This is a genomic window from uncultured Jatrophihabitans sp., assembly GCF_964246335.1.
Lineage (GTDB): Bacteria > Actinomycetota > Actinomycetes > Mycobacteriales > Jatrophihabitantaceae > Jatrophihabitans.
Genome location: NZ_CAXTQF010000037.1, coordinates 1 through 17901 on the forward strand (window position 1 = coordinate 1; position 17901 = coordinate 17901).

Annotated in this window: 19 protein-coding genes; 4 read left to right on the forward strand and 15 right to left on the reverse strand. The window is 72.0% G+C overall.

Annotated elements, in window-relative coordinates; all coding sequences use genetic code 11:
- From ACFFCN_RS11650 to ACFFCN_RS11665, 4 genes are all read right to left on the reverse strand, one after another.
- A partial coding sequence (locus ACFFCN_RS11650; RefSeq protein WP_375491761.1) for a mannose-6-phosphate isomerase occupies positions 1-837 on the reverse strand: 837 nt, incomplete at its 3' end.
- Between the two features lie 19 nt (positions 838-856).
- A complete protein-coding gene (locus ACFFCN_RS11655) occupies positions 857-1060 on the reverse strand; it encodes a Trm112 family protein (protein WP_375491763.1) in 204 nt (67 codons plus the stop codon).
- Between the two features lie 182 nt (positions 1061-1242).
- A complete protein-coding gene (locus tag ACFFCN_RS11660) occupies positions 1243-2619 on the reverse strand; it encodes a phosphomannomutase/phosphoglucomutase (RefSeq protein WP_375491835.1) in 1377 nt (458 codons plus the stop codon).
- 63 nt (positions 2620-2682) lie between these two features.
- Positions 2683-3033: a DUF3499 domain-containing protein gene (locus tag ACFFCN_RS11665; protein ID WP_375491764.1), complete on the reverse strand. Its 351-nt coding sequence runs from the start codon at positions 3031-3033 to the stop codon at positions 2683-2685.
- Between the two features lie 169 nt (positions 3034-3202).
- Between ACFFCN_RS11665 and ACFFCN_RS11670 the strand changes: the two genes are divergently transcribed.
- The 3 genes from ACFFCN_RS11670 (at position 3203) to ACFFCN_RS11680 (ending at position 4732) form a co-directional block, all read left to right on the forward strand.
- On the forward strand, positions 3203-3424 hold the full coding sequence (locus tag ACFFCN_RS11670; protein ID WP_375491766.1) for a hypothetical protein: 222 nt from the start codon (positions 3203-3205) through the stop codon (positions 3422-3424).
- Positions 3421-4248: a hypothetical protein gene (locus ACFFCN_RS11675; RefSeq protein ID WP_375491767.1), complete on the forward strand. Its 828-nt coding sequence runs from the start codon at positions 3421-3423 to the stop codon at positions 4246-4248. Before ACFFCN_RS11670 ends, ACFFCN_RS11675 begins: the two co-directional genes overlap by 4 nt.
- Positions 4249-4336: 88 nt before the next feature.
- The gene (locus ACFFCN_RS11680) at positions 4337-4732 is read left to right on the forward strand and encodes a metallopeptidase family protein (protein ID WP_375491769.1); all 396 of its coding nucleotides are present in this window, start codon (positions 4337-4339) and stop codon (positions 4730-4732) included.
- Positions 4733-4806: 74 nt separating this feature from the next.
- Here ACFFCN_RS11680 and ACFFCN_RS11685 read toward each other — a convergent pair whose 3' ends face one another.
- Together ACFFCN_RS11685 and ACFFCN_RS11690 are read right to left on the reverse strand one after the other, a co-directional pair.
- Positions 4807-5088, reverse strand: a complete 282-nt coding sequence (locus ACFFCN_RS11685) for a WhiB family transcriptional regulator (protein ID WP_375491771.1) — start codon at positions 5086-5088, stop codon at positions 4807-4809.
- Positions 5089-5209: 121 nt separating this feature from the next.
- The gene (locus ACFFCN_RS11690; protein WP_375491772.1) at positions 5210-6160 is read right to left on the reverse strand and encodes a LysR family transcriptional regulator; all 951 of its coding nucleotides are present in this window, start codon (positions 6158-6160) and stop codon (positions 5210-5212) included.
- Between the two features lie 76 nt (positions 6161-6236).
- On the opposite strand from ACFFCN_RS11690, the gene ACFFCN_RS11695 reads away from it, so the two are divergent.
- Positions 6237-7787 (forward strand): aldehyde dehydrogenase family protein, encoded by a 1551-nt coding sequence (locus ACFFCN_RS11695; RefSeq protein ID WP_375491774.1) that lies wholly within the window; start codon positions 6237-6239, stop codon positions 7785-7787.
- 8 nt (positions 7788-7795) lie between these two features.
- On the opposite strand, the gene ACFFCN_RS11700 is transcribed toward ACFFCN_RS11695, so the two are convergent.
- The 9 genes from ACFFCN_RS11700 to glgC form a co-directional block, all read right to left on the reverse strand.
- On the reverse strand, positions 7796-8275 hold the full coding sequence (locus ACFFCN_RS11700; protein ID WP_375491776.1) for a pyridoxamine 5'-phosphate oxidase family protein: 480 nt from the start codon (positions 8273-8275) through the stop codon (positions 7796-7798).
- 81 nt (positions 8276-8356) lie between these two features.
- Positions 8357-8530, reverse strand: a complete 174-nt coding sequence (locus ACFFCN_RS11705) for a CsbD family protein (RefSeq protein WP_375491778.1) — start codon at positions 8528-8530, stop codon at positions 8357-8359.
- Positions 8531-8605: 75 nt separating this feature from the next.
- On the reverse strand, positions 8606-9706 hold the full coding sequence (locus tag ACFFCN_RS11710; protein WP_375491780.1) for an aminotransferase class I/II-fold pyridoxal phosphate-dependent enzyme: 1101 nt from the start codon (positions 9704-9706) through the stop codon (positions 8606-8608).
- Positions 9703-12546 (reverse strand): FAD-binding and (Fe-S)-binding domain-containing protein, encoded by a 2844-nt coding sequence (locus ACFFCN_RS11715; RefSeq protein WP_375491782.1) that lies wholly within the window; start codon positions 12544-12546, stop codon positions 9703-9705. The genes ACFFCN_RS11710 and ACFFCN_RS11715 overlap by 4 nt, the downstream gene beginning before the upstream one ends.
- 137 nt (positions 12547-12683) lie before the next feature.
- On the reverse strand, positions 12684-13829 hold the full coding sequence (locus tag ACFFCN_RS11720; protein ID WP_375491784.1) for an NAD(P)/FAD-dependent oxidoreductase: 1146 nt from the start codon (positions 13827-13829) through the stop codon (positions 12684-12686).
- On the reverse strand, positions 13826-14578 hold the full coding sequence (locus ACFFCN_RS11725; RefSeq protein ID WP_375491837.1) for an amino acid ABC transporter ATP-binding protein: 753 nt from the start codon (positions 14576-14578) through the stop codon (positions 13826-13828). The genes ACFFCN_RS11720 and ACFFCN_RS11725 overlap by 4 nt, the downstream gene beginning before the upstream one ends.
- A gap of 20 nt (positions 14579-14598) precedes the next feature.
- The gene (locus tag ACFFCN_RS11730; RefSeq protein ID WP_375491786.1) at positions 14599-15615 is read right to left on the reverse strand and encodes an amino acid ABC transporter permease; all 1017 of its coding nucleotides are present in this window, start codon (positions 15613-15615) and stop codon (positions 14599-14601) included.
- 4 nt (positions 15616-15619) lie between these two features.
- Complete coding sequence (locus ACFFCN_RS11735) at positions 15620-16528, reverse strand: ABC transporter substrate-binding protein (RefSeq protein ID WP_375491787.1); 909 nt, start codon at positions 16526-16528, stop codon at positions 15620-15622.
- A 101-nt stretch (positions 16529-16629) separates the two neighbouring features.
- Positions 16630-17850, reverse strand: coding sequence for a glucose-1-phosphate adenylyltransferase (gene glgC, locus ACFFCN_RS11740; protein WP_375491789.1), 1221 nt, complete (start codon positions 17848-17850; stop codon positions 16630-16632).
- Positions 17851-17901: the final 51 nt, after the last annotated feature.

Genomic DNA, 17901 nt, shown 5'->3' on the forward strand with positions numbered 1-17901 from the left:
GAGCGAGCTCAGGTCCATGCCGGAGGAGCACATCGGCCCCGCGCCGCGCAGCACAGCGCCGGCCCGGGCGACGCCGTCCGGCAACGACACCGAGACCGCGGTGACGCCGGCAAGCTGTTGCACCGCGTCGGCGATCGCCCGCGCCGCGACGCCGGCCAGCGCCCCGGCACCGGCCACGAGTGGAATGGCCTGCGCTAACTCGGTGGCCAGTGCCTTCGCCGGATTGACGAACGGGTCGGCGTCCGGACGGCACGCCTCGGCGCGCTCGTCGAGCGCGTCGGCGACCTCGACGAGCAGCTGCGCGGGGACGGCAGCGACCCCGAGCGCGTCGAGTGCCTGCAGCAACGGCGTGAGCACCGCCCAGCGGGCCGCGCGCGGGTGCAGGTCGCGAGGAATCTCGGCCACCGGCGCACGCCCCGCGGCGACGGCCACCTGACTGCCGGGCGGCGCCGCCACCGCCATCGCCATGCCGCGCTGCGCACCCTGCGCCGCGAGCTCGGCGAGGCGAGGGTGCCGGCCGTCACCGGAGCCGATCAGCAGCGCGTCGTACGGGCCGGCCCAGCGCGGCAGCTCGACGCCGTGCCAGGTGATCGCCGGCGTACGCGCGCAGCTGAGCCGGGTGATCAACCGCGAGCCCGCGGACGGCGCCGAATCGGTGGCGACGAGCAGCGCCCGCGGCAGATCGTCACCGCGCATGGTGTGCACGCCGAAGTCGCCGGCGGTGTCGAGCGCGCGGCGCACCTGCGCGCCCGCCGTCGCGAGCGACCACAGCAGCCGCTGCTCGTCGCGCCGTGCGATGGCGTCCGGGTCGTCGAGCAGCGCCTCGTCGAAGCTCACGGCTACCCCGACCGCGCGATCACGACGCCGCGTTGCCGAGGCCGTTCGGCCCCGGCGTCGCCTCGTCCAGCAGCAGCACCGGAATGCCGTCGTCCACGCGGAACGTCGAGGCGCAGAACGTGCACACGAGCAGCTGCGCGCCGTCGCGCGACTCCTCGCGCAGTGGCGCGTGGTCGTCGCTCGGGCACGCGAGCAGGTCGAGCAGGTCAGCGTCCAGCGGCATGGGCCGATCCTTGCAGGTCGGGCTGGGTGCCGGGCAGGTGCGCGCCGCAGCAGGCGATGCATTCATGTCATGCGGCGCAGGTGCCCGCACTTGGCACCGCCCCATCGCGGCCAGGAAGATCGACTGACCGCGCCGAGCAGGTGCCAAGCGGCCGCAGCGGGCGTCAGCCGCGTCAGTCGGCGTCAGCCGCGGATGATCGCCAGCGCCTCGTCACGGATAGCGGCCATCGCCGAGTCGTCGACCGCTTCGACGTTCAGCCGCAGCAACGGCTCGGTGTTCGACGCCCGCACGTTGAGCCACGCGTCGCCGGGCAACAGCAGCGTCAGCCCGTCCAATTCGTCCACGTCGACGGTCCGGTCGGCGAAGGACGCGCGCACGTCCGCCATCCGCGCCTGCTGGTCGGCGACGGTCGAATTGATCTCCCCGGAGGCGACGTAGCGGACGAAGCGCGTGGTCAGCTGCGCGAGCGGCTCGGGCTGGCCGCCCAGTGCGGCCAGCACGTGCATCGCGGCCAGCATCCCGGTGTCGGCGAACCAGAACTCGCGGAAGTAGTAGTGCGCGGAGTGCTCGCCACCGAACACGGCGTCGACGCGGGCCATCTCGGCCTTGATGTAGGAGTGGCCGACCCGCGTACGCACCGGCACGCCACCGTGCTCACGCACGATCTGCGGCACGGCCTGCGACGTGATCAGATTGTGGATCACCGTGCTCCCCGGGACGCGCTCGAGTTCGCGGGTCGCGACGAGCGCGGTGATCGCGCTGGGCGAGACCGCCGCACCGTCCGCGTCGACGAAGAAGCACCGGTCGGCGTCGCCGTCGAAGGCGATCCCGATGTCGGCGCCCTCGGCGACCACCGCACGTTGCAGGTCGACCAGGTTCGCCGGCTCCAGCGGGTTGGCCTCGTGGTTGGGGAACGACCCGTCGAGCTCGAAGTACAACGGCACGATCGTCAACGGCAGCGCCGGCAGCCGGGTGTCACCGAGCACGGCGGGCACGGTGTGCCCGGCCATGCCGTTCCCGGCGTCGACCACGGCGGTGAGCTGTCGGATGCCGGAGAGGTCGACGATGCCGCGCAGGTGCCGGGCGTAGGCCTCGAGCAGATCGAGCTGCTCGACCTCGGTCACCCGATCGGCCGGCGCCTGCGGCAGGTCGGTGTCGACGTATCGACCGGCGAGGTCGCGGATCTCCGCGAGCCCGCTGGCCTGGCCGATCGCCACCGCGCCCGCGCGGCACAGCTTGATGCCGTTGTACTCGGCCGGGTTGTGGCTGGCGGTGAACATTGCGCCGGGCAGGTCCAGGTGACCGCTCGCGAAGTACAGCATGTCGGTGGACGCCAGGCCGATCTCGACCACGGACGCGCCGCGATGCATGGCGCCTTCGGCGAATGCCCGCGCAAGGCCCGGACCGGTCTCGCGCATGTCGTGCGCGGTGACGATCCGCGTCGCCTCGGTCACGTCGACGAATGCGGCACCGATGGCGCGCGCTATCCGCTCGTCGAGCTGATCGGGGACGATGCCCCGGACGTCGTAGGCCTTGACCAACGCCGAGAGGTCCACGATGCGGAAGGGTACCGACGGGCGTTCGCGCCCGGCCGGACGGTTACCGACGGCGTGCCGGCGTGCTCAGAACGACGGCGGGACGACGCGCAGGTGCCCTCGACGGCCGGTCAGCGCGTCGGCGTCCGAGCGCGGCCCGGGCTCGGCGCGCGCGGCCTCGCGGACCGCGTCGGCCAGCGCCTCGAGATCGTCGGCGTGCGGGATGGGCGCCGGGAAGTCACCGACGTGACGCACGACCTCCCAGCCGCGCGGCACGGTGAGGTTGACGGCGTGTTCTTCGCACAGGTCGTAGGAGTGCGGCTCGGCGAAGCTGGCCAGCGGACCGACGACGGCGGTCAGGTCGGAATAGGCGTAGGTCAGCGTGGCCACTGCGGACCGCTGGCACCCGGTGCGCGTGCAGCGCCGGACATAGCTCATCGCGCACGGCTCATCGGGCGGACCTCACGGTTGGCGACGATAGCGCCCGACATGCGTCCGGTCCGTGATTGCCGACCCGCCGGGTGGACGTGTCGCGGTTGCTGGGCGGCACGCAGGATGTCGCCGGGTGGTGGCATGCTCTGACGGCAATCGTCGACGGGAGGGACCCATGGACGACACCTCACCCGCAGCGGCCCGGCTGGCCGACCTGCTCGGCACGCGGCCACCGCGCAGCGTGCAGCACCTGCCGGCTCCGGTGCTGAACCGGCTCGTCGAGCAGATCGAGGCAGGCCGCCGGCATCATCTGAAGGTGGCCGACGACGCAACCAACGACGCGCTCAGGGGCGTACCGCTGCCGGTGCGCGGCATCGTCCGGAAGGCGCTGACGTGAGCGACTCCTCGAAGATGCGGACCCGCAGCCCGCAGCTCGCGCGGCTCGCGCGTCTGACGTACACCGACATCGCCGAACTCGACGGCCTGGCCGGTGTGCCGGACGACGACCTGCGCGCGCTGCACGACCAGATCGCCGAGCTGTACTTCTCCGCAGGGCGGGAGAGCTTCGCGCGAGTCGCCGGCCTGTCCAAGGCGCTGCCCGGCTCGGTCGCCGGCAAGTTGGCCGAGCGGTTCCTGCCGCCGCACCTGGCCGCGCAGGTCGCGGTCATGCTCGACCCGGGCAAGGCTCGCGAGCTCGTCAACAAGGTGTCGCTGCCCTACCTCGCCGAGCTGTCGCTGTCGCTCGACCCGTCCAGATCGCAGCCCGTGGTCCAGGCGATCCCGGCCGCGCGTATCGGCGAGATCGCCGCGGAGCTCTACCGGCGCGGCGAGTACGCGGCAATGGCCGAGTTCGCAGCCACGGTCACGCGCGACGCGCTACAGGCCGCACTCGCTGCCGCGGACGGTCGGGACCTGTTGGCCGTCCTGCCGCTGCTCGTGTGGAGCGACAACGTCGACGCCGTGGTGAACCGGACGCCGGCGGCGCAGCTGGACGACGTGCTGAACGCGATCATCGACGACGAGCAGTGGCAGCAGGGCAGTGTGCTGATCGAGCGGTTGCCCGAGCCCGCGCGGGCGGCGATGGCGGCCCGGGTCGGCGAGCTGGATGCGCACCGAGCGGCCGGGTTGAGCGCGGCTGCCGGCGCCGGGCTGCTCGGTCCCGCGGCGACCCGGCTCGCCGGGCACGCGCGCAGCGGCGATGCAGTGCCGCGCCGAACGTAGGGTTGGCCCCGTGCGTCGCGAAGGACGGGCCACCGCCGGCCCGCCAGCCCGAGCCCGGCCACGGCGGCGCGACCGTCGCGGCCGTGGGGTGCGTGGGCGACTGGCGCCGGTCGAGGTCCCGCTGAACCGGACTCGCGCCGAGCAGTTCGACGAGCTCGTCATGGACGCCGTCGAAGACCTCGAGCAGCAGTGGGGCCCGGACCTCGGCGGCCTGGAGTTCGCCGTGCAGGACGTCCCGCAGGCCCAGCCGCTCGGGCGCCAGCCGGACGAGGACACGGTCTTCGACCGCGGCGTGCCGCTCGGGCGGCTGTTCCGCTCCGGTATCGACGAGATCCGCGAGCCCGTGCTGATCGTCTACCGCCGCCCGATCGAGACCCGCGCGCTCGACATCGAGGACCGTGCCGACGTGGTGTTCATGGTCGTGCTCGACCTGGTGGCGCAGTTTCTGGGCCGCGATGTCGACGATATCGACCCACCCCGCTGAGCGGAGCCGGTCCGACGCGGCCGCCGGGGCCGCCGGGGCCGCCGGGCCCGGTCAGACGGGGCAGCCGGGGCCGGTCAGACGGCGCGGCGCTTGAGGCGACGGCGCTCGCGCTCGCTCATGCCACCCCAGATGCCGAATCGCTCGTCGTGCGCGAGCGCGTACTCGAGGCATTCGTCGCGGACCTCGCAGCCGGTGCAGATGCGCTTGGCCTCGCGCGTCGAGCCGCCCTTCTCCGGGAAGAAGGCTTCCGGGTCGGTCTGCGAGCACAGCGCGCGCTCGTGCCAGCTACCTTCCTCGGGCAGACCGAAGATGTCGGCCAGTTCATCGAAATCGACGGTTTGATCGAGTTCCGCCATGACGACGCCCTCCGTAGGTATGCGCAGCGTGCTGCGAATGACAACGTGCAAATTACACGCGTGTCGTTCCCGTTCGTCAAGCTGTAGGGCTGCTAATTCGTGCCGACACGCCGACAAATCTTCACGAACCGGACGCGGCGGCGTCGCCGAGGGCGCTCAGCACCGCGTCCACCACCGGGCGCGCGGCCACCGCCGGGCGTGCGACGGCGAGCAACCGGCGGCGCAAACCCGGAGCGCGCAGCGGCTGGGTGCGTACGCCGACGGCATCCGCGGGCACCGATCGACTCGGCAACACGGCGACGCCGTGGCCGTGCGCGACGGCCCGCACGAGCAGCAGCATGTCGTCGGTCTGCCACCGCACCCGCGGCTCGAATCCGGCTGTGCGGCACGCGGCCCGTACCGCCCGCCCGCACGCCGCATCCTCCGGCGGCATCACCCAGGTGGCATCGGCGAGATCGGCGAGGGCAACTCCGTCCTGGGCTCCGCATGGACTGTGCGGGCCGGCGTCCCCGGCGCGCACCAGCACGAGCGGTTCGTCACCGAGCCCGCACACGACGGCGCCGTCGGGCAGCGCGAGCGGCACGTAGTCGTACTCGTCGACGACGGCCAGCTCCGCGTCGCCGCCGAGCAGCATGCCGATGCCACGGTCCGGTTCCGCGGCGGTCACGAACGCATCGACGTCCGGCGCGGTCTCGCGCAGTCGGGTCAGCGCGGCGGACACGACGGTGGCTGCGGCGCTTGCGACCGACGCGATGCGCACGGGTCCGGCCACCGAGCCGGCCAACCGGTCGAGGTCGGCGTTCGCGGCGTGCAGCACGTCGAGCAGGGCAGCGGCGTGTGCAGCGAGCGTCTCCCCTGCTCCGGTGAGCACCACGCCGCGCGACGAGCGTTCCAGCAGTGGCATCGCGACGTCGCGCTCCAGTGCGGTGAGCTGTTGCGAGACGGCCGACGGCGTGATGCCCACGATGCGCGCCGCGGCGGCGATCGAGCCGCGTAACTGGACCTCGCGCAGCAGGCGCAGGCGACCGGCGTCGAGCAGCGGAGCGGAGGCTGCCGGGACCGACCTGGTCATAAGCACAACTTACGGCATAGGCTCAGTGGCCATAAGTCGCACAGCGCCCCCGTACCGCCGTCGAGGAGCCCGAGCCATGACCGATTCCGGTACCGCATCCGCCCTGCCGTCCGCGGACGAGACAGCGAGGCGGGCCCGCGCGGTGCTCGCCCGGCTCGGCGTCACCGACGTTGCCGCAGAAGGTGCGCACGGCATGCCGGCCCGCACGCCGATCACCGGCACCGTGCTCGGCCGGGTGCCGGCCCACACAGCCGACGACGTCGCCGAGATCGTCGGTGCTGCGCAGGACGCATTCCGGCAGTGGCGCACCGTGCCGGCCCCCGTGCGCGGCGCGCTGGTCCGCGAGCTCGGTGAGCTGCTGCGCGAGCACAAGGACGATCTCGGCACGCTCGTCTCCCTGGAGGCCGGCAAGATCCGCTCCGAGGGACTCGGCGAGGTCCAGGAGATGATCGACATCTGCGACCTCGCCGTGGGGCTGTCGCGTCAGCTGCACGGGCTGACCATCGCTTCGGAGCGGCCCGGGCACCGGATGATGGAGCAGTGGCACCCGCTCGGGGTCGTCGGCATCATCAGCGCGTTCAACTTCCCGGTGGCGGTGTGGTCGTGGAACGCCGCGCTCGCGCTCGTCTGCGGCGACTCGGTGGTGTGGAAGCCCTCGGAGAAGACCATGCTGACGGCGCTGGCCTGCCAGTCGCTGCTGGCCCAGGCCGCCCGGCGCGTCGGCGCGCCCGAGGCGATCTCGGCCGTGCTGCTCGGCGACGCGCAGGTCGGCGAGGCGCTCGTCGACGACCCGCGCGTCGCGCTGTTGTCGGCCACCGGCTCGACGCGGATGGGCCGTGCCGTGGCGCCGCGCGTCGCTGGGCGGTTCGGTCGCCTGCTGCTCGAGCTGGGCGGCAACAACGCCGCGGTCGTCACGCCCTCGGCCGACCTCGACCTCACGGTGCGCGGCATCGTCTTCTCCGCCGCAGGCACCGCGGGCCAGCGCTGCACCTCGCTGCGCCGCGTGCTCGCGCACGCGTCCGTCGTCGACGAGCTCACCGACCGCATCGCGGCCGCCTACCGCACGCTGCCCATCGGCTCGCCGCTGGCCGACGGCACCCTCGTCGGACCACTGATCGACCAGGCGTCCCACGACGGCTACCTCGAAGCGCTGGACAAGGCGCGCGCCAACGGGGGCACCGTCCTCGCCGGCGGCGAGCGCGTACTGGCCCACGAAGCACCGGACGCGTACTACGTGCAACCCGCGCTCGTGCGCATGCCGTCGCAGTCGGAGATCGTGCAGACCGAGACGTTCGCGCCGATCCTCTACGTCATGTCCTACGACGACTTCGACGACGCCCTGTCGATGCACAACGACGTGCCGCAGGGACTCTCGTCGTCGATCTTCACCAACGACGTGCGCGAGGCCGAGCGCTTCGTCGCGGCGGACGGTTCGGACTGCGGCATCGCCAACGTCAACATCGGCCCGTCCGGCGCCGAGATCGGCGGCGCGTTCGGTGGCGAGAAGGAGACCGGCGGCGGGCGGGAGTCCGGCTCGGACGCGTGGAGGTCGTACATGCGCCGCGCGACGAACACGGTCAACTACTCGCGCGAACTGCCGCTGGCGCAGGGCGTCGAGTTCGGCTGAGCCCAGGGTCAGCCGGCAGCGAGCTTGCGGAAGTCCCAGCTGACGATCTTGTCCGGCACGAGGCGCAGCCAGCCGTGTTTGCCGTCGTGGTACATGTTCTCGCGGCCGCCGAAGTACTTGCCCGCGAACAGTTGTTCCGGTTCGCGCAGCGCAGGCTCGTCGACGTCACCCGTGCGCGGGGCATCGCCGACGACCTCGACGCGGCCGGTCAGTTCGACGCCGCGCAGCTCGAGGTACTCGACGCCAGCGTCGACGACCACGCCGATGCGCGGATCACGTGCCAGGTCGGTCCAGCGTTGGCTGCGGGTGAGCGAGTAGAGCCACAGCGCCGACCCGTCCCAGCAGAACCACAACGGCGTGGCGTGCGGCCCGTCGGATCCGACACTCGCCACCCGACAGGTGCGTTCGACCGACAGGAACTGGCCGACCTCGGCGTCGGTCATCGCGATCTTGCGCCCGCGCCGCTGTTGGCGGGGTCGGTCAGCCATCCTCGCTCCTGCCTGTCGGTGTCCAGAGAAAGACCGACGGCCCCGGGAGGTTTCCCGGGGCCGTCGTTGCTGGTCCTGCAGTCAGTGCTTGAACGCGTCCTTGACCTTCTCGCCCGCGTTCTTCAGATCGGCCTTCGACTGGTCCTTCTGGCCCTCGCGCTCCGTGGAGCGGTCGCCGGTGGCGCTGCCGATGGCTTCCTTGGCCTTGCCCGAAGCATCGTCGATGTTGTTCTTGACCTTGTCCGTGGCGCTCATTCCGTGACATCTCCTCGAATCCGTGAACGTGCGTGCTAGGAACCATGTACCCGCGGCCGGGTGGGGGTAACCGCGTCACGCACCGACGCGGGCCGCCGCCAGCGCGATGCGCTCGTCCGGCTGCACGGCGGCGACCCGGAAGAACCCCGTACCTGCGGGGCCGTAGAACTCCCCGGGCGAGACGACGACGCCGGCCCGCTGCGCGACATCGCGAGCGGCGCGCCACTCGTCGCCGTCCGGCGCCGGGATCCACAGGTAGAACGCCCCGTGCGGCAGCGTGGCCGGGTAGCCGAGCGCGGCGAAGACGTCCACGAGCCGCTCGAGACGCGCCAGATAGCGTTCGCGTTGCGCCTGGACGTGCGCGTCGTCGCCGAGGGCGACGACGGCGGCGGCCTGCACCGGGCCCGGCGGCATGAACCCGGCGTGCTTGCGCACCTCGCGCAGGTAGTGCACGAGCTCGCCGTCGCCGGCGTAGAAGCCGATGCGCGCACCGGCGAAGTTGTCCCGCTTGGACAGCGAATGCAGGGCGAGCACGCCGTCCGTGCCGGCCCGCAGGATCGTCGTCGGCTGCCCGGCCCAGGTGAACTCGGCGTAGCACTCGTCGGAGATCACCGGCACGCCCCGCGCGCGGCCCCACCGCGCGGCGGCGTCTAGGTCGTGCAGTTCCCCGGTCGGGTTGCCCGGCGAGTTCACCCAGACGCACAGCGCGCGCTGCGCGTCGGCGTCGGCGATGTCCGCGAGGTCGGTGTACGGCACCGCGCGGCAGCCGGCGAGCGTCGCGCCCATCTCGTAGGTCGGGTAGCTGATCGCCGGATAGAGGACGGTGTCCTGGCCGGGGGTCCGCAGCTTGAGGTACTGCGGCACCGAGGCGACGAACTCCTTCGTCCCGACGCAGGCGGCGAGTTCGGTGTCCGGGTCGACGGTGGCGCCGAGCCGGCGGTCGAGCCAGTCGGCAGCCGCCGTGCGCAGCGCCGGCGTCCCGATCGACGGCGGGTAGCCGCGCGCCGTATCGCCGGCGGTGAGCGCGGCGAGCACGTCGGCCGGCGGCGGGTCGCACGGTGTGCCGATCGACAGGTCGACGGCGCCGCCGTCGTGCTTGTCGGCCAGCGCGATGATCTCGCCGAGCCGCTCGTACGGATAGGGCGGCGGAACGAAAGCCGCGTGTCGCTCGCTCATTCGGCCCCTCGGTGCGGCAGTCGGTCGGCCAGGAGTTCGGCGAGGTGCTGCCCGTCGACACCGGCAAGTTGCTCGAGCTGGGTGCGGCAGGAGAATCCGTCGGCGAGCACCGAGGTACCGGCGGGCGCGTTGCGGACGGCCGGCAGCAACGCGGTCTCGGCGACGGCGACGGACACGTCGTAGTGCCCGCGCTCGACACCGAAGTTGCCGGCCAGCCCGCAGCAGCCGCCGACGGCGTCGACGCTCGCCCCGCCGGCCGCGAGCAGCGCGGCGTCCGCCTGCCAACCCATGACGGCGTGCTGGTGGCAGTGCGGCTGGGCGACGGCGTGCACGTCGCGCAGGTCCGGCGACGTCCAGCCGTCGGTGCCGCGCAGCAGCTCGGCCAGGGTGCGGGTGGCCGCAGCGGCGCGTGCGGCGCGCGGGTCATCGGGCAGCAGCTCGAGCAGCTCCTGACGTAGCACGGCCGTGCACGACGGCTCGAGCCCGACGATCGACAGGCCGTCGCGCAGCGCCGGCTCCAGTGCGTCGAGCGTGGCCCGCAACTTGCGCCGCGCGCCGTCCAACTGGCCGGTGGAGATCCAGGTGAGCCCGCAGCAGACCGGCTGCTCGGTCAACTGCACGCGGTATCCCGCGTCCTCGAGCACGCGCACCGCCGCTCGGCCGACGCGCGGTGAGAAATGGTCGGTGAAGGTGTCGACCCACAGCAGCACCGGCGCGCCGCCGTCGGGAACGTCCGAGCGCTGCGCGAACCACGAGCGGAACGTCTGCTCGGCGAAGCTCGGCAACGGCCGGCGCGCGTCGATGCCGCCGAGCCGCTTCGCCGCCGCGGCCAGCGGCTTCGCGCGCAGCGACGCGTTGGCGAGCTTGGGGGCCTTCGCCGCGAGCCGCGCCCATCGCGGCAGCCAGCCGAGGGCGTAATGCGCGGCCGGACGCAGCCGCCGGCGGTAACGCTGGTGCAGCACCTCGGCCTTGTAGGTGGCCATGTCCACGCCGGCCGGGCAGTCGCTCGCGCACCCCTTGCACGACAGGCACAGGTCCAGCGACTCGTGCACCGCTTCGGAGCGGTAGCCGTCGATGAGCGAGCCGTTCGCCAGCTCCTGCAGCACCCGGGCCCGGCCGCGGGTGGAGTCCTTCTCGTCGCGGGTCGCCAGGTAGGACGGGCACATGACGCCGCCGCCGACGGTGGTGTCGGCGCGGCACTTGCCGACGCCCACGCAGCGGTGCACGGCCACCGACAGATCGCCCCGGTCGTGGCTGAACGCGAACCCCAGTCCACGCCGCAGCGGCGCGGCGGCGGGCACGCGCAGATCGGCATCGACCGGCGCGGGCGAGACGATGACGCCGGGGTTGAGCAGGTCGTTCGGGTCGAAGAGCGCCTTGAGCTCGCCGAATGCGGCGATCGAGTCGGCCGAGTACATCCGCGGCAGCAGCTCGCCGCGGGCCCGGCCGTCCCCGTGCTCGCCGGACATCGAACCGCCGTGCCGGCCGACGAGCGTGGCGGCGTCGAGCAGGAAGGCGCGGAAGCGCTGCGGCGCGTCGGACAGCGGGAAGTCGATGCGCGCGTGCACGCAGCCGTCCCCGAAGTGCCCGTAGGCCAGCCCGTCCACGCCGTGCTGGACGAGCAGCTGCTCGAACTCGCGCAGGTAGGCGCCGAGGTGCTCGGGCGGCACGGCGGCGTCCTCCCAGCCGGGCCACGCGGGCTGGTTGTCGGGCGTCCGGCCGCCGAGGCCCGCGCCGTCCTCGCGGATGCGCCAGAGCGCGGCGGCCACCGGGCCGGCGACGATCATGGAATCCAGGCACTGCGCGTCGGCCACGATCTTCTCCGCCGCCGCCCGCGCCTGGTCCTCGGTGTCGCCCGCGGTCTCGACGAACAGCCAGCCGGCGCCGCGCGGCAGGTCCGGCACCGCCGCGGGCCCGCGCCGCGTCCGTACGACGTCGACGAGCCGGGCGTCCATGCCCTCGATCGCCACCGGGGCATGCGGCAGCAGGGCCGGCACCGCGTCGGCCGCGGCCGGCATGTCCGGGTAACCGAGTACGGCGAGCGCGACGGCCGGCGGCGATTGCACGAGCCGCAGCCGCGCACCGAGCAGCACGGCGAGCGTGCCCTCGCTGCCGACGAGTGTGCGCGCGAGGTCGCCGCCGTTCTCCGGCAGCAGGTGCTCGAGCGAGTAACCGGACACCTGCCTTCGGAAGCGGCCGAACTCGGTGCGGATGGTCGCCAGATGCGCCTGCACGACGGCGTCGATGCCCGCCGCGAGCGGTGCCGGCGTGGTGGTCGGCCACGGCCCGTCGCCGTGCGCGCGGGGGCCGGCGGTGAAGCGGGTGCCGTCGACGGTGAGGACGTCGAGTGCGACGACGTTGTCCGCGGTGCGGCCGTACTTCAGCGCGCGTGAGCCGCAGGCGTTGTTGCCGACCGAGCCGCCGACGGTGGCGCGGGCATGCGTGGACGGATCCGGTCCGAAGCGCAGGCCGTGCGGTGCGGCGGCCGCGGTCACCGTGTCGAGGATCGCGCCCGGCTCGGCCACGGCGGTGCGGGTGTCCGGATCGACGTCGCGGACGCGGTTCAGGTGCCGGGAGAAGTCCAGCACCAGGCCGGTGCCGACCGCGTTGCCGGCCGTGGACGTGCCGCCGCCGCGCGCGGTCAGCGGCACGCCGAGCTGCGTTGCGACCGACACCGCGGCGCACACCTCGTCGACGTGCCGCGGGAACGCGACGACCTGCGGCACGACGCGGTAGTTGGACGCGTCTGTGGAGTACTCCGCGCGCCGGCGAACCGCGTCGTCCACCTCCGCGAGGCCGGCCCGGCGCAGCGCCGCAGCAAGGTCGGCCGGCGTGGTCATGATTCCCATTGTCCCGCACCACCCACCACCGGTTTGCACCCAGTGACGTCGCTAACGGCCGTCCCGGGCTGCGCGTTAGCGACGGTCGCGGGTGCAAACCGGTGGGTTGCCCGGGCGTGTGAGAAGTGACCGCCTCCCTAACCGGCGAAGTACGCCGGCGGCGCTGTGCCGTCCAGCGCGAGCGCCACGGCCGCACGCGCGGCCACCGGGCCGACGAGGTTGCCGTGGCCGGAGTAGCCGCCGACTGCGACGACGCCGGGGTCGACCTCGGTGCACAGCGCGCGAGAGTCGGCCGTGAAGGCGGCGGACGCTGCCCACCGATGCGTCACGGTGACCGGCTCCCCCGCGAGCTGCGCGGCGACGCCGTCCAGGTAGTGCTGCACCGCCGCGGACGGCTGCGTCCGCGTGCCCCACTCGTCCTCGACGAACAAGTCGCGGCCGCCGCCGACGAACATCCGCCCGTCCGGCAGCTGCTGCGCGTAGTCGTAACCCCAACGGCAGTAGACCGGGCACGGCAACCGGCCCGGGCGCACCGGCTCGGTGGCGAGCATCTGCAGCCGCGACGTCCGCACCCGCCCGCGCAGCTGCGGCAGCACGATTTCGAGCCGCCCGTCCACGGCGACGATCACCACGCCCGCGCTGACCGTGCCGTGCGGCGTGTCCACCGTCCCTGCGCGGACGGAGGTGACCGGCGTGCGCTCGTGCAGCGCCGCGACCTGCGTGAGCGGCAGGGCGAGCGCCAGCGCGCGCACCGCCGGATTGACCGCGGCGTCGTCGGGCAGGAACAGGCCCGCACCCAGCTCGCCGGCGTAGCGCTCGACGCCGATGCCGTGCGCCCGCAGCGCCGCCTCGTGCTCCGCGCAATCGGCCAGCTCCGCGTCGTCCGGCGCACCGGGCAGACCGGCCAGCCGGATGGACCCGACGCGGCGCACGACGTCAGGTCCGAGCAGCTCGAACACGCGGTCCAGCTCGCGCAGTGTCTCGCGGTAGAAGTCGACCGCGCAGTCACCCCACTGCGCGAGCGCCTGGTGCAGCGGCGGCGCCGGGCCGCCGAGCAGGAAACCCCCGTTGCGCCCGGCCGCGCCGGCCGCCACCCGTCCTGCGTCGAGGCCGATCACCGACAGGCCACGGTCGACCAGGGCCTGCACCGCAGCCAGCCCGGTCGCGCCGAGCCCGACCACGCAGGCGTCCGTGGTGACGTCGCCGGCCAGCGGCGGCAGGCCGTGCCACGCGGCCACGGCGGCGTCTGCGTCCCAGCCGACCTCGACCGGTACGGCGCTCACAGCACCTTCGACAGGAAGGCCTTTGTGCGTTCGTGCTGCGGGTTGGCGAGGACGTCGCGCGGAGCGCCGGACTCGACCACCACGCCCTCGTCCATGAAGACGAGCTGATCACCGACCTCGCGGGCGAAACCGATCTCGTGGGTCACGACGACCATCGTCATGCCGGCGGCTGCGAGATCTCGCATGACCTGCAGCACCTCGCCGACGAGCTCGGGGTCCAGTGCGGAGGTCGGCTCGTCGAACAGCATCAGCTTGGGGTCCATCGCGAGCGCGCGAGCGATCGCCACACGCTGCTGCTGGCCACCGGACAACTGGCTCGGGTAATTGCTTGCCTTGTCGGCCAGGCCGACCTGGTCGAGCAGCGCACGCGCCCGCTCCGTCGCCGCGCGGCGCGACTGCCGGCGCACCTGCACCGGCGCTTCCGTGACGTTCTCCAGCGCAGTCTTGTGCGGGAACAGGTTGAAGCGCTGGAACACCATGCCGATCTCGGCGCGCTTGCGGCAGACGTCGCGGTCGCGCAGCTCGTGCAGCTTGTCGCCGCGCTGCTGGTAACCGACGAGCTCGCCGTCGACCCACAGGCGGCCGGCGTTGATCTTCTCCAGGTGGTTGATGCAGCGCAGGAACGTCGACTTGCCCGAGCCGGACGGGCCGATCACCACCATCACCTCGCCCGCGCGCACCTCGATGTCGATGCCCTTGAGCACCTCGACGAAGCCGAAACGCTTGTGCACGTTCTCCGCGCGCACCATGAGTTCCGGACTCGCCGTCATCAGTGCCGCCCCGCGCTCAACGGCCCCGCATCGAGAGGCGCTGCCACGACCGGCGCCCGGCTCGGCGAGAACAGCGCGCGGGCGCGCTGAATGGGCGTCGGCGGCAGGCTGCGCGACGAGCCCCGCGCGAAGTATCGCTCGAGGTAGTACTGGCCGACGGTGAGCACCGACGTCGCGACCAGGTACCAGATGCTCGCGACGAGCAACAGCGGAACCGTCTGATACGTGCGGGCCGCGATGGCGCCCTGCGCGAAGTACAGCTCGGCGACCGTGGCCACCGACGCGAGCGCGGAATTCTTCAGCATCGAAATCGTCTCGTTGCCGGTCGGCGGGATGATGACCCGCATCGCCTGTGGCAGCACGATGCGCCGCATGGTGCGCCCCCGGGACATGCCGAGAGACTGCGCCGCCTCCGTCTGGCCTTCGTCGACGGACAGGATCCCGGCGCGGACGATCTCGGCCATGTAGGCCGCCTCGTTCAGACCCAGCCCGACGAAGCCGGCGACCAGCGGCGTGACGAGGTCATTGGCGCTGCCGTGCAGGAATGCCGGACCGAACGGGACGCCCAGCGACAAGGAGTTCGGCGGCGGGAAGAGGTAGGAGATGCCGACGTACCAGAAGGCGATCTGGACCAGCAGGGGCGTTCCGCGGAAGAACCAGATGAACAGCCAGCTGACACTCGACAGCACGGGATTGTCCGAGAGCCGCATGACGGCGAGCAGGATCCCGCCGATGATGCCGATGGCCATGCTGACCACGGTCAGCAGCAGCGTCAGTTCCAGCCCGTGCAGGACCGGTTGGGAGAACAGATAGTCGCCGACGACGCCCCAGCCGAAGCGGCTTTCGTTGGCGTTCCCCCGCTTGACCTTGGCGAACACCACGGTGTGCACGAGCATCGCGACGAGCACCGCGATGACCACCACCGCGACCCACCGGCCGGGATGGCGGACCGGTACGGCCTTGATGTCCGACGGCCGCTCCTGCGCAGAGTCCGGAGGCGTGCCGAGCGTCGTCACGGTGTCAGCTGGTGGCGCCGTTGAGCGTCGGCGCCTTCACCGCACCCGAGGAGACGCCCCACTTCGACAGGATCTTGCTGTAGCTGCCGTCCTTGATCAGCGCGCTGATCGCGGCCTGCACGGCCTTCGCCATGCCGTTGCCCTTCGGCAGACCGATGCCGTACGGCGAGACCGCGAACGCCTGGCCGCTCGACTCGAACTGGCCGTTCGACTGCTTGACGATGTAGTCGGCTACCTGTGAGTCAGCGAACCCGACGTCCGCACGGCCGGAGGACACCGCGAGGTTTGCCTGGTTCTGGTCGCTGAAGCTCAGCACGGTCAGCTTGCACTTCTTCGCCTGCGTCTGGGCGTCGGTCTGCTCGGTGGTGCCGGTCTCGACCGAGACCTTGGCGCCGCACAGTGACTTGAGGCCGTTGAACTTCTTGCTGCTGCCGGCCTTGACGTAGAACCCCTCGCCGGCCTGGAAGTAGTCGACGAAGTCGACGACCTTCTCGCGTTCCTTCGTGTCCGTGAACGACGACATGCCGACGTCGAACTTGCCGCTCTGCAGGCCGGGGATGATCGTGTCGAACGTCGCGTTCTGCAACTGGGCCTTGAGTCCGAGCTGGGTCGCGATGGCGTTCGCGAGGTCGGCATCCATGCCGACGATCTTGCCGCCGCTCATCGATTCGTCCGGCGCGTAGGTCGCGTCCATGGCGAACGTCAGCGAGCCCTTGCTCGCGATGGCCGACGGCACAAGCGACTTGAGGCCGCCGCCGGCGGACGGCGCCGACGACGACGACGAGGACGACCCACCCGCCTGCCCCGATGACTTGGCCGCCTTCGAGCCGCTGCTGGAACAGCCGGTCAGGGCGAGCACGCTCGCTGCGATGAGAGCCGGGACGGCCATGGCGAGGTGCTGACGCGTACGCACGAAATCCTCCTGCTGGGACGGGTTTGGCACACCTTAGACCGCGGCGGGTGGGCGTGGTGCAGGTTCTCGGCGGCACGCGGATTACGGCGTGGTCGCGCTGCTTACTGTTCGGCGATCTCGCCCTTGCCGAGCACCGCGATCCCGCCGTCGGACACGTGATAGCGGTGCCGGTCGAGATCCGGCTCGAGCCCGATGTGCGCGCCCTCGGGCACCACACAGTTCTTGTCGAGGATCGCCTTGCGCACCACGGCGCCCCGACCGACGTGCACGCCGTCCATCAGCACCGAACCCTCGACGTACGCACCGGCTTCGAGCCGCACGTTCGGAGCGATCACGCTGTGCCGCACGGTCGCGCCCGACACGATGGCGCCGGCGCCGACCATCGACTCCTGGGCGATGCCGCCCTCGACGAACTTGGCCGGCGGCAGCTGCGGGTGGTGCGTGTAGATGGGCCAGCGCTGGTTGTACAGATTGAAGATCGGGTGCACGTTGACGAGATCCATGTGCGCGTCGTAGTACGCGTCGATGGTGCCGACGTCGCGCCAGTAACCGTGGTCGCGCTCGGTGGCGCCGGGCACCTCGTTGTCCTTGAAGTCGTAGACGAACGCGCCGCCCTTCTTCACCATCAGCGGCATGATGTTCGTGCCCATGTCGTGGACCGACTCCTCGTCGACGGCATCCTCGCGCAATGCCTCGATGAGGGCGTCGGTGGTGAAGACGTAGTTGCCCATCGACGCGTAGACGGAGTTCGGGTCGTCGGGCAGCCCCGGGGGGTTCTTCGGCTTCTCGAGGAAACCGTCGACCCGGCCGTCGCCGCTGGCGTCGATGACCCCGAACTGGTCCGCCTCCGCGCGCGGGACGCGGATGCCCGCGACCGTGCCGGCGGCACCGGTCTCGATGTGCGCCGCGACCATCTGCCGCGGGTCCATCCGGTAGACGTGGTCGGCGCCGAAGACGATGACGTAGTCCGGCCGGTCGTCGTAGATCAGGTTCGCGGATTGCAGGATGGCGTCCGCGCTGCCGGTGTACCAGCGCGGGCCGAGCCGCTGCTGCGCCGGCACCGAGGTTACGTAGTTGCCGATCACCGTCGACATCCGCCACGTCTGCGTGATGTGCCGGTCCAACGAATGCGACTTGTACTGCGTCAGCACGCAGATGCGCAAGAACCCCGCATTCACGAGGTTGGACAGCACGAAGTCGACGAGGCGGTAGTTGCCGCCGAACGGTACGGCCGGTTTCGCGCGGTCGGCGGTCAGCGGCCAGAGCCGCTTGCCCTCGCCGCCGGCCAGCACGATGCCGAGCACCCGTGGCTCAGTGGCCACGGCGCGTCCCCCCTGCCGGACGTGGGTCCATGGTCAAACCCTATCCAAGTG

Bases quoted from the DNA above. Each gene is read 5' to 3' on its own strand.
- ACFFCN_RS11715 (WP_375491782.1), bottom strand. From the start codon at position 12,546: ATGACCACGCCGGCCGACCTTGCTGCGGCGCTGCGCCGGGCCGGCCTC.
- ACFFCN_RS11710 (WP_375491780.1), bottom strand. From the start codon at position 9,706: ATGAGCGAGCGACACGCGGCTTTCGTTCCGCCGCCCTATCCGTACGAG.
- ACFFCN_RS11705 (WP_375491778.1), bottom strand. From the start codon at position 8,530: ATGAGCGCCACGGACAAGGTCAAGAACAACATCGACGATGCTTCGGGC.
- ACFFCN_RS11670 (WP_375491766.1), top strand. From the start codon at position 3,203: ATGGACGACACCTCACCCGCAGCGGCCCGGCTGGCCGACCTGCTCGGC.
- ACFFCN_RS11700 (WP_375491776.1), bottom strand. From the start codon at position 8,275: ATGGCTGACCGACCCCGCCAACAGCGGCGCGGGCGCAAGATCGCGATG.
- ACFFCN_RS11655 (WP_375491763.1), bottom strand. From the start codon at position 1,060: ATGCCGCTGGACGCTGACCTGCTCGACCTGCTCGCGTGCCCGAGCGAC.
- ACFFCN_RS11685 (WP_375491771.1), bottom strand. From the start codon at position 5,088: ATGGCGGAACTCGATCAAACCGTCGATTTCGATGAACTGGCCGACATC.
- ACFFCN_RS11665 (WP_375491764.1), bottom strand. From the start codon at position 3,033: ATGAGCTATGTCCGGCGCTGCACGCGCACCGGGTGCCAGCGGTCCGCA.
- ACFFCN_RS11695 (WP_375491774.1), top strand. From the start codon at position 6,237: ATGACCGATTCCGGTACCGCATCCGCCCTGCCGTCCGCGGACGAGACA.
- ACFFCN_RS11690 (WP_375491772.1), bottom strand. From the start codon at position 6,160: ATGACCAGGTCGGTCCCGGCAGCCTCCGCTCCGCTGCTCGACGCCGGT.
- ACFFCN_RS11725 (WP_375491837.1), bottom strand. From the start codon at position 14,578: ATGGTGCGCGCGGAGAACGTGCACAAGCGTTTCGGCTTCGTCGAGGTG.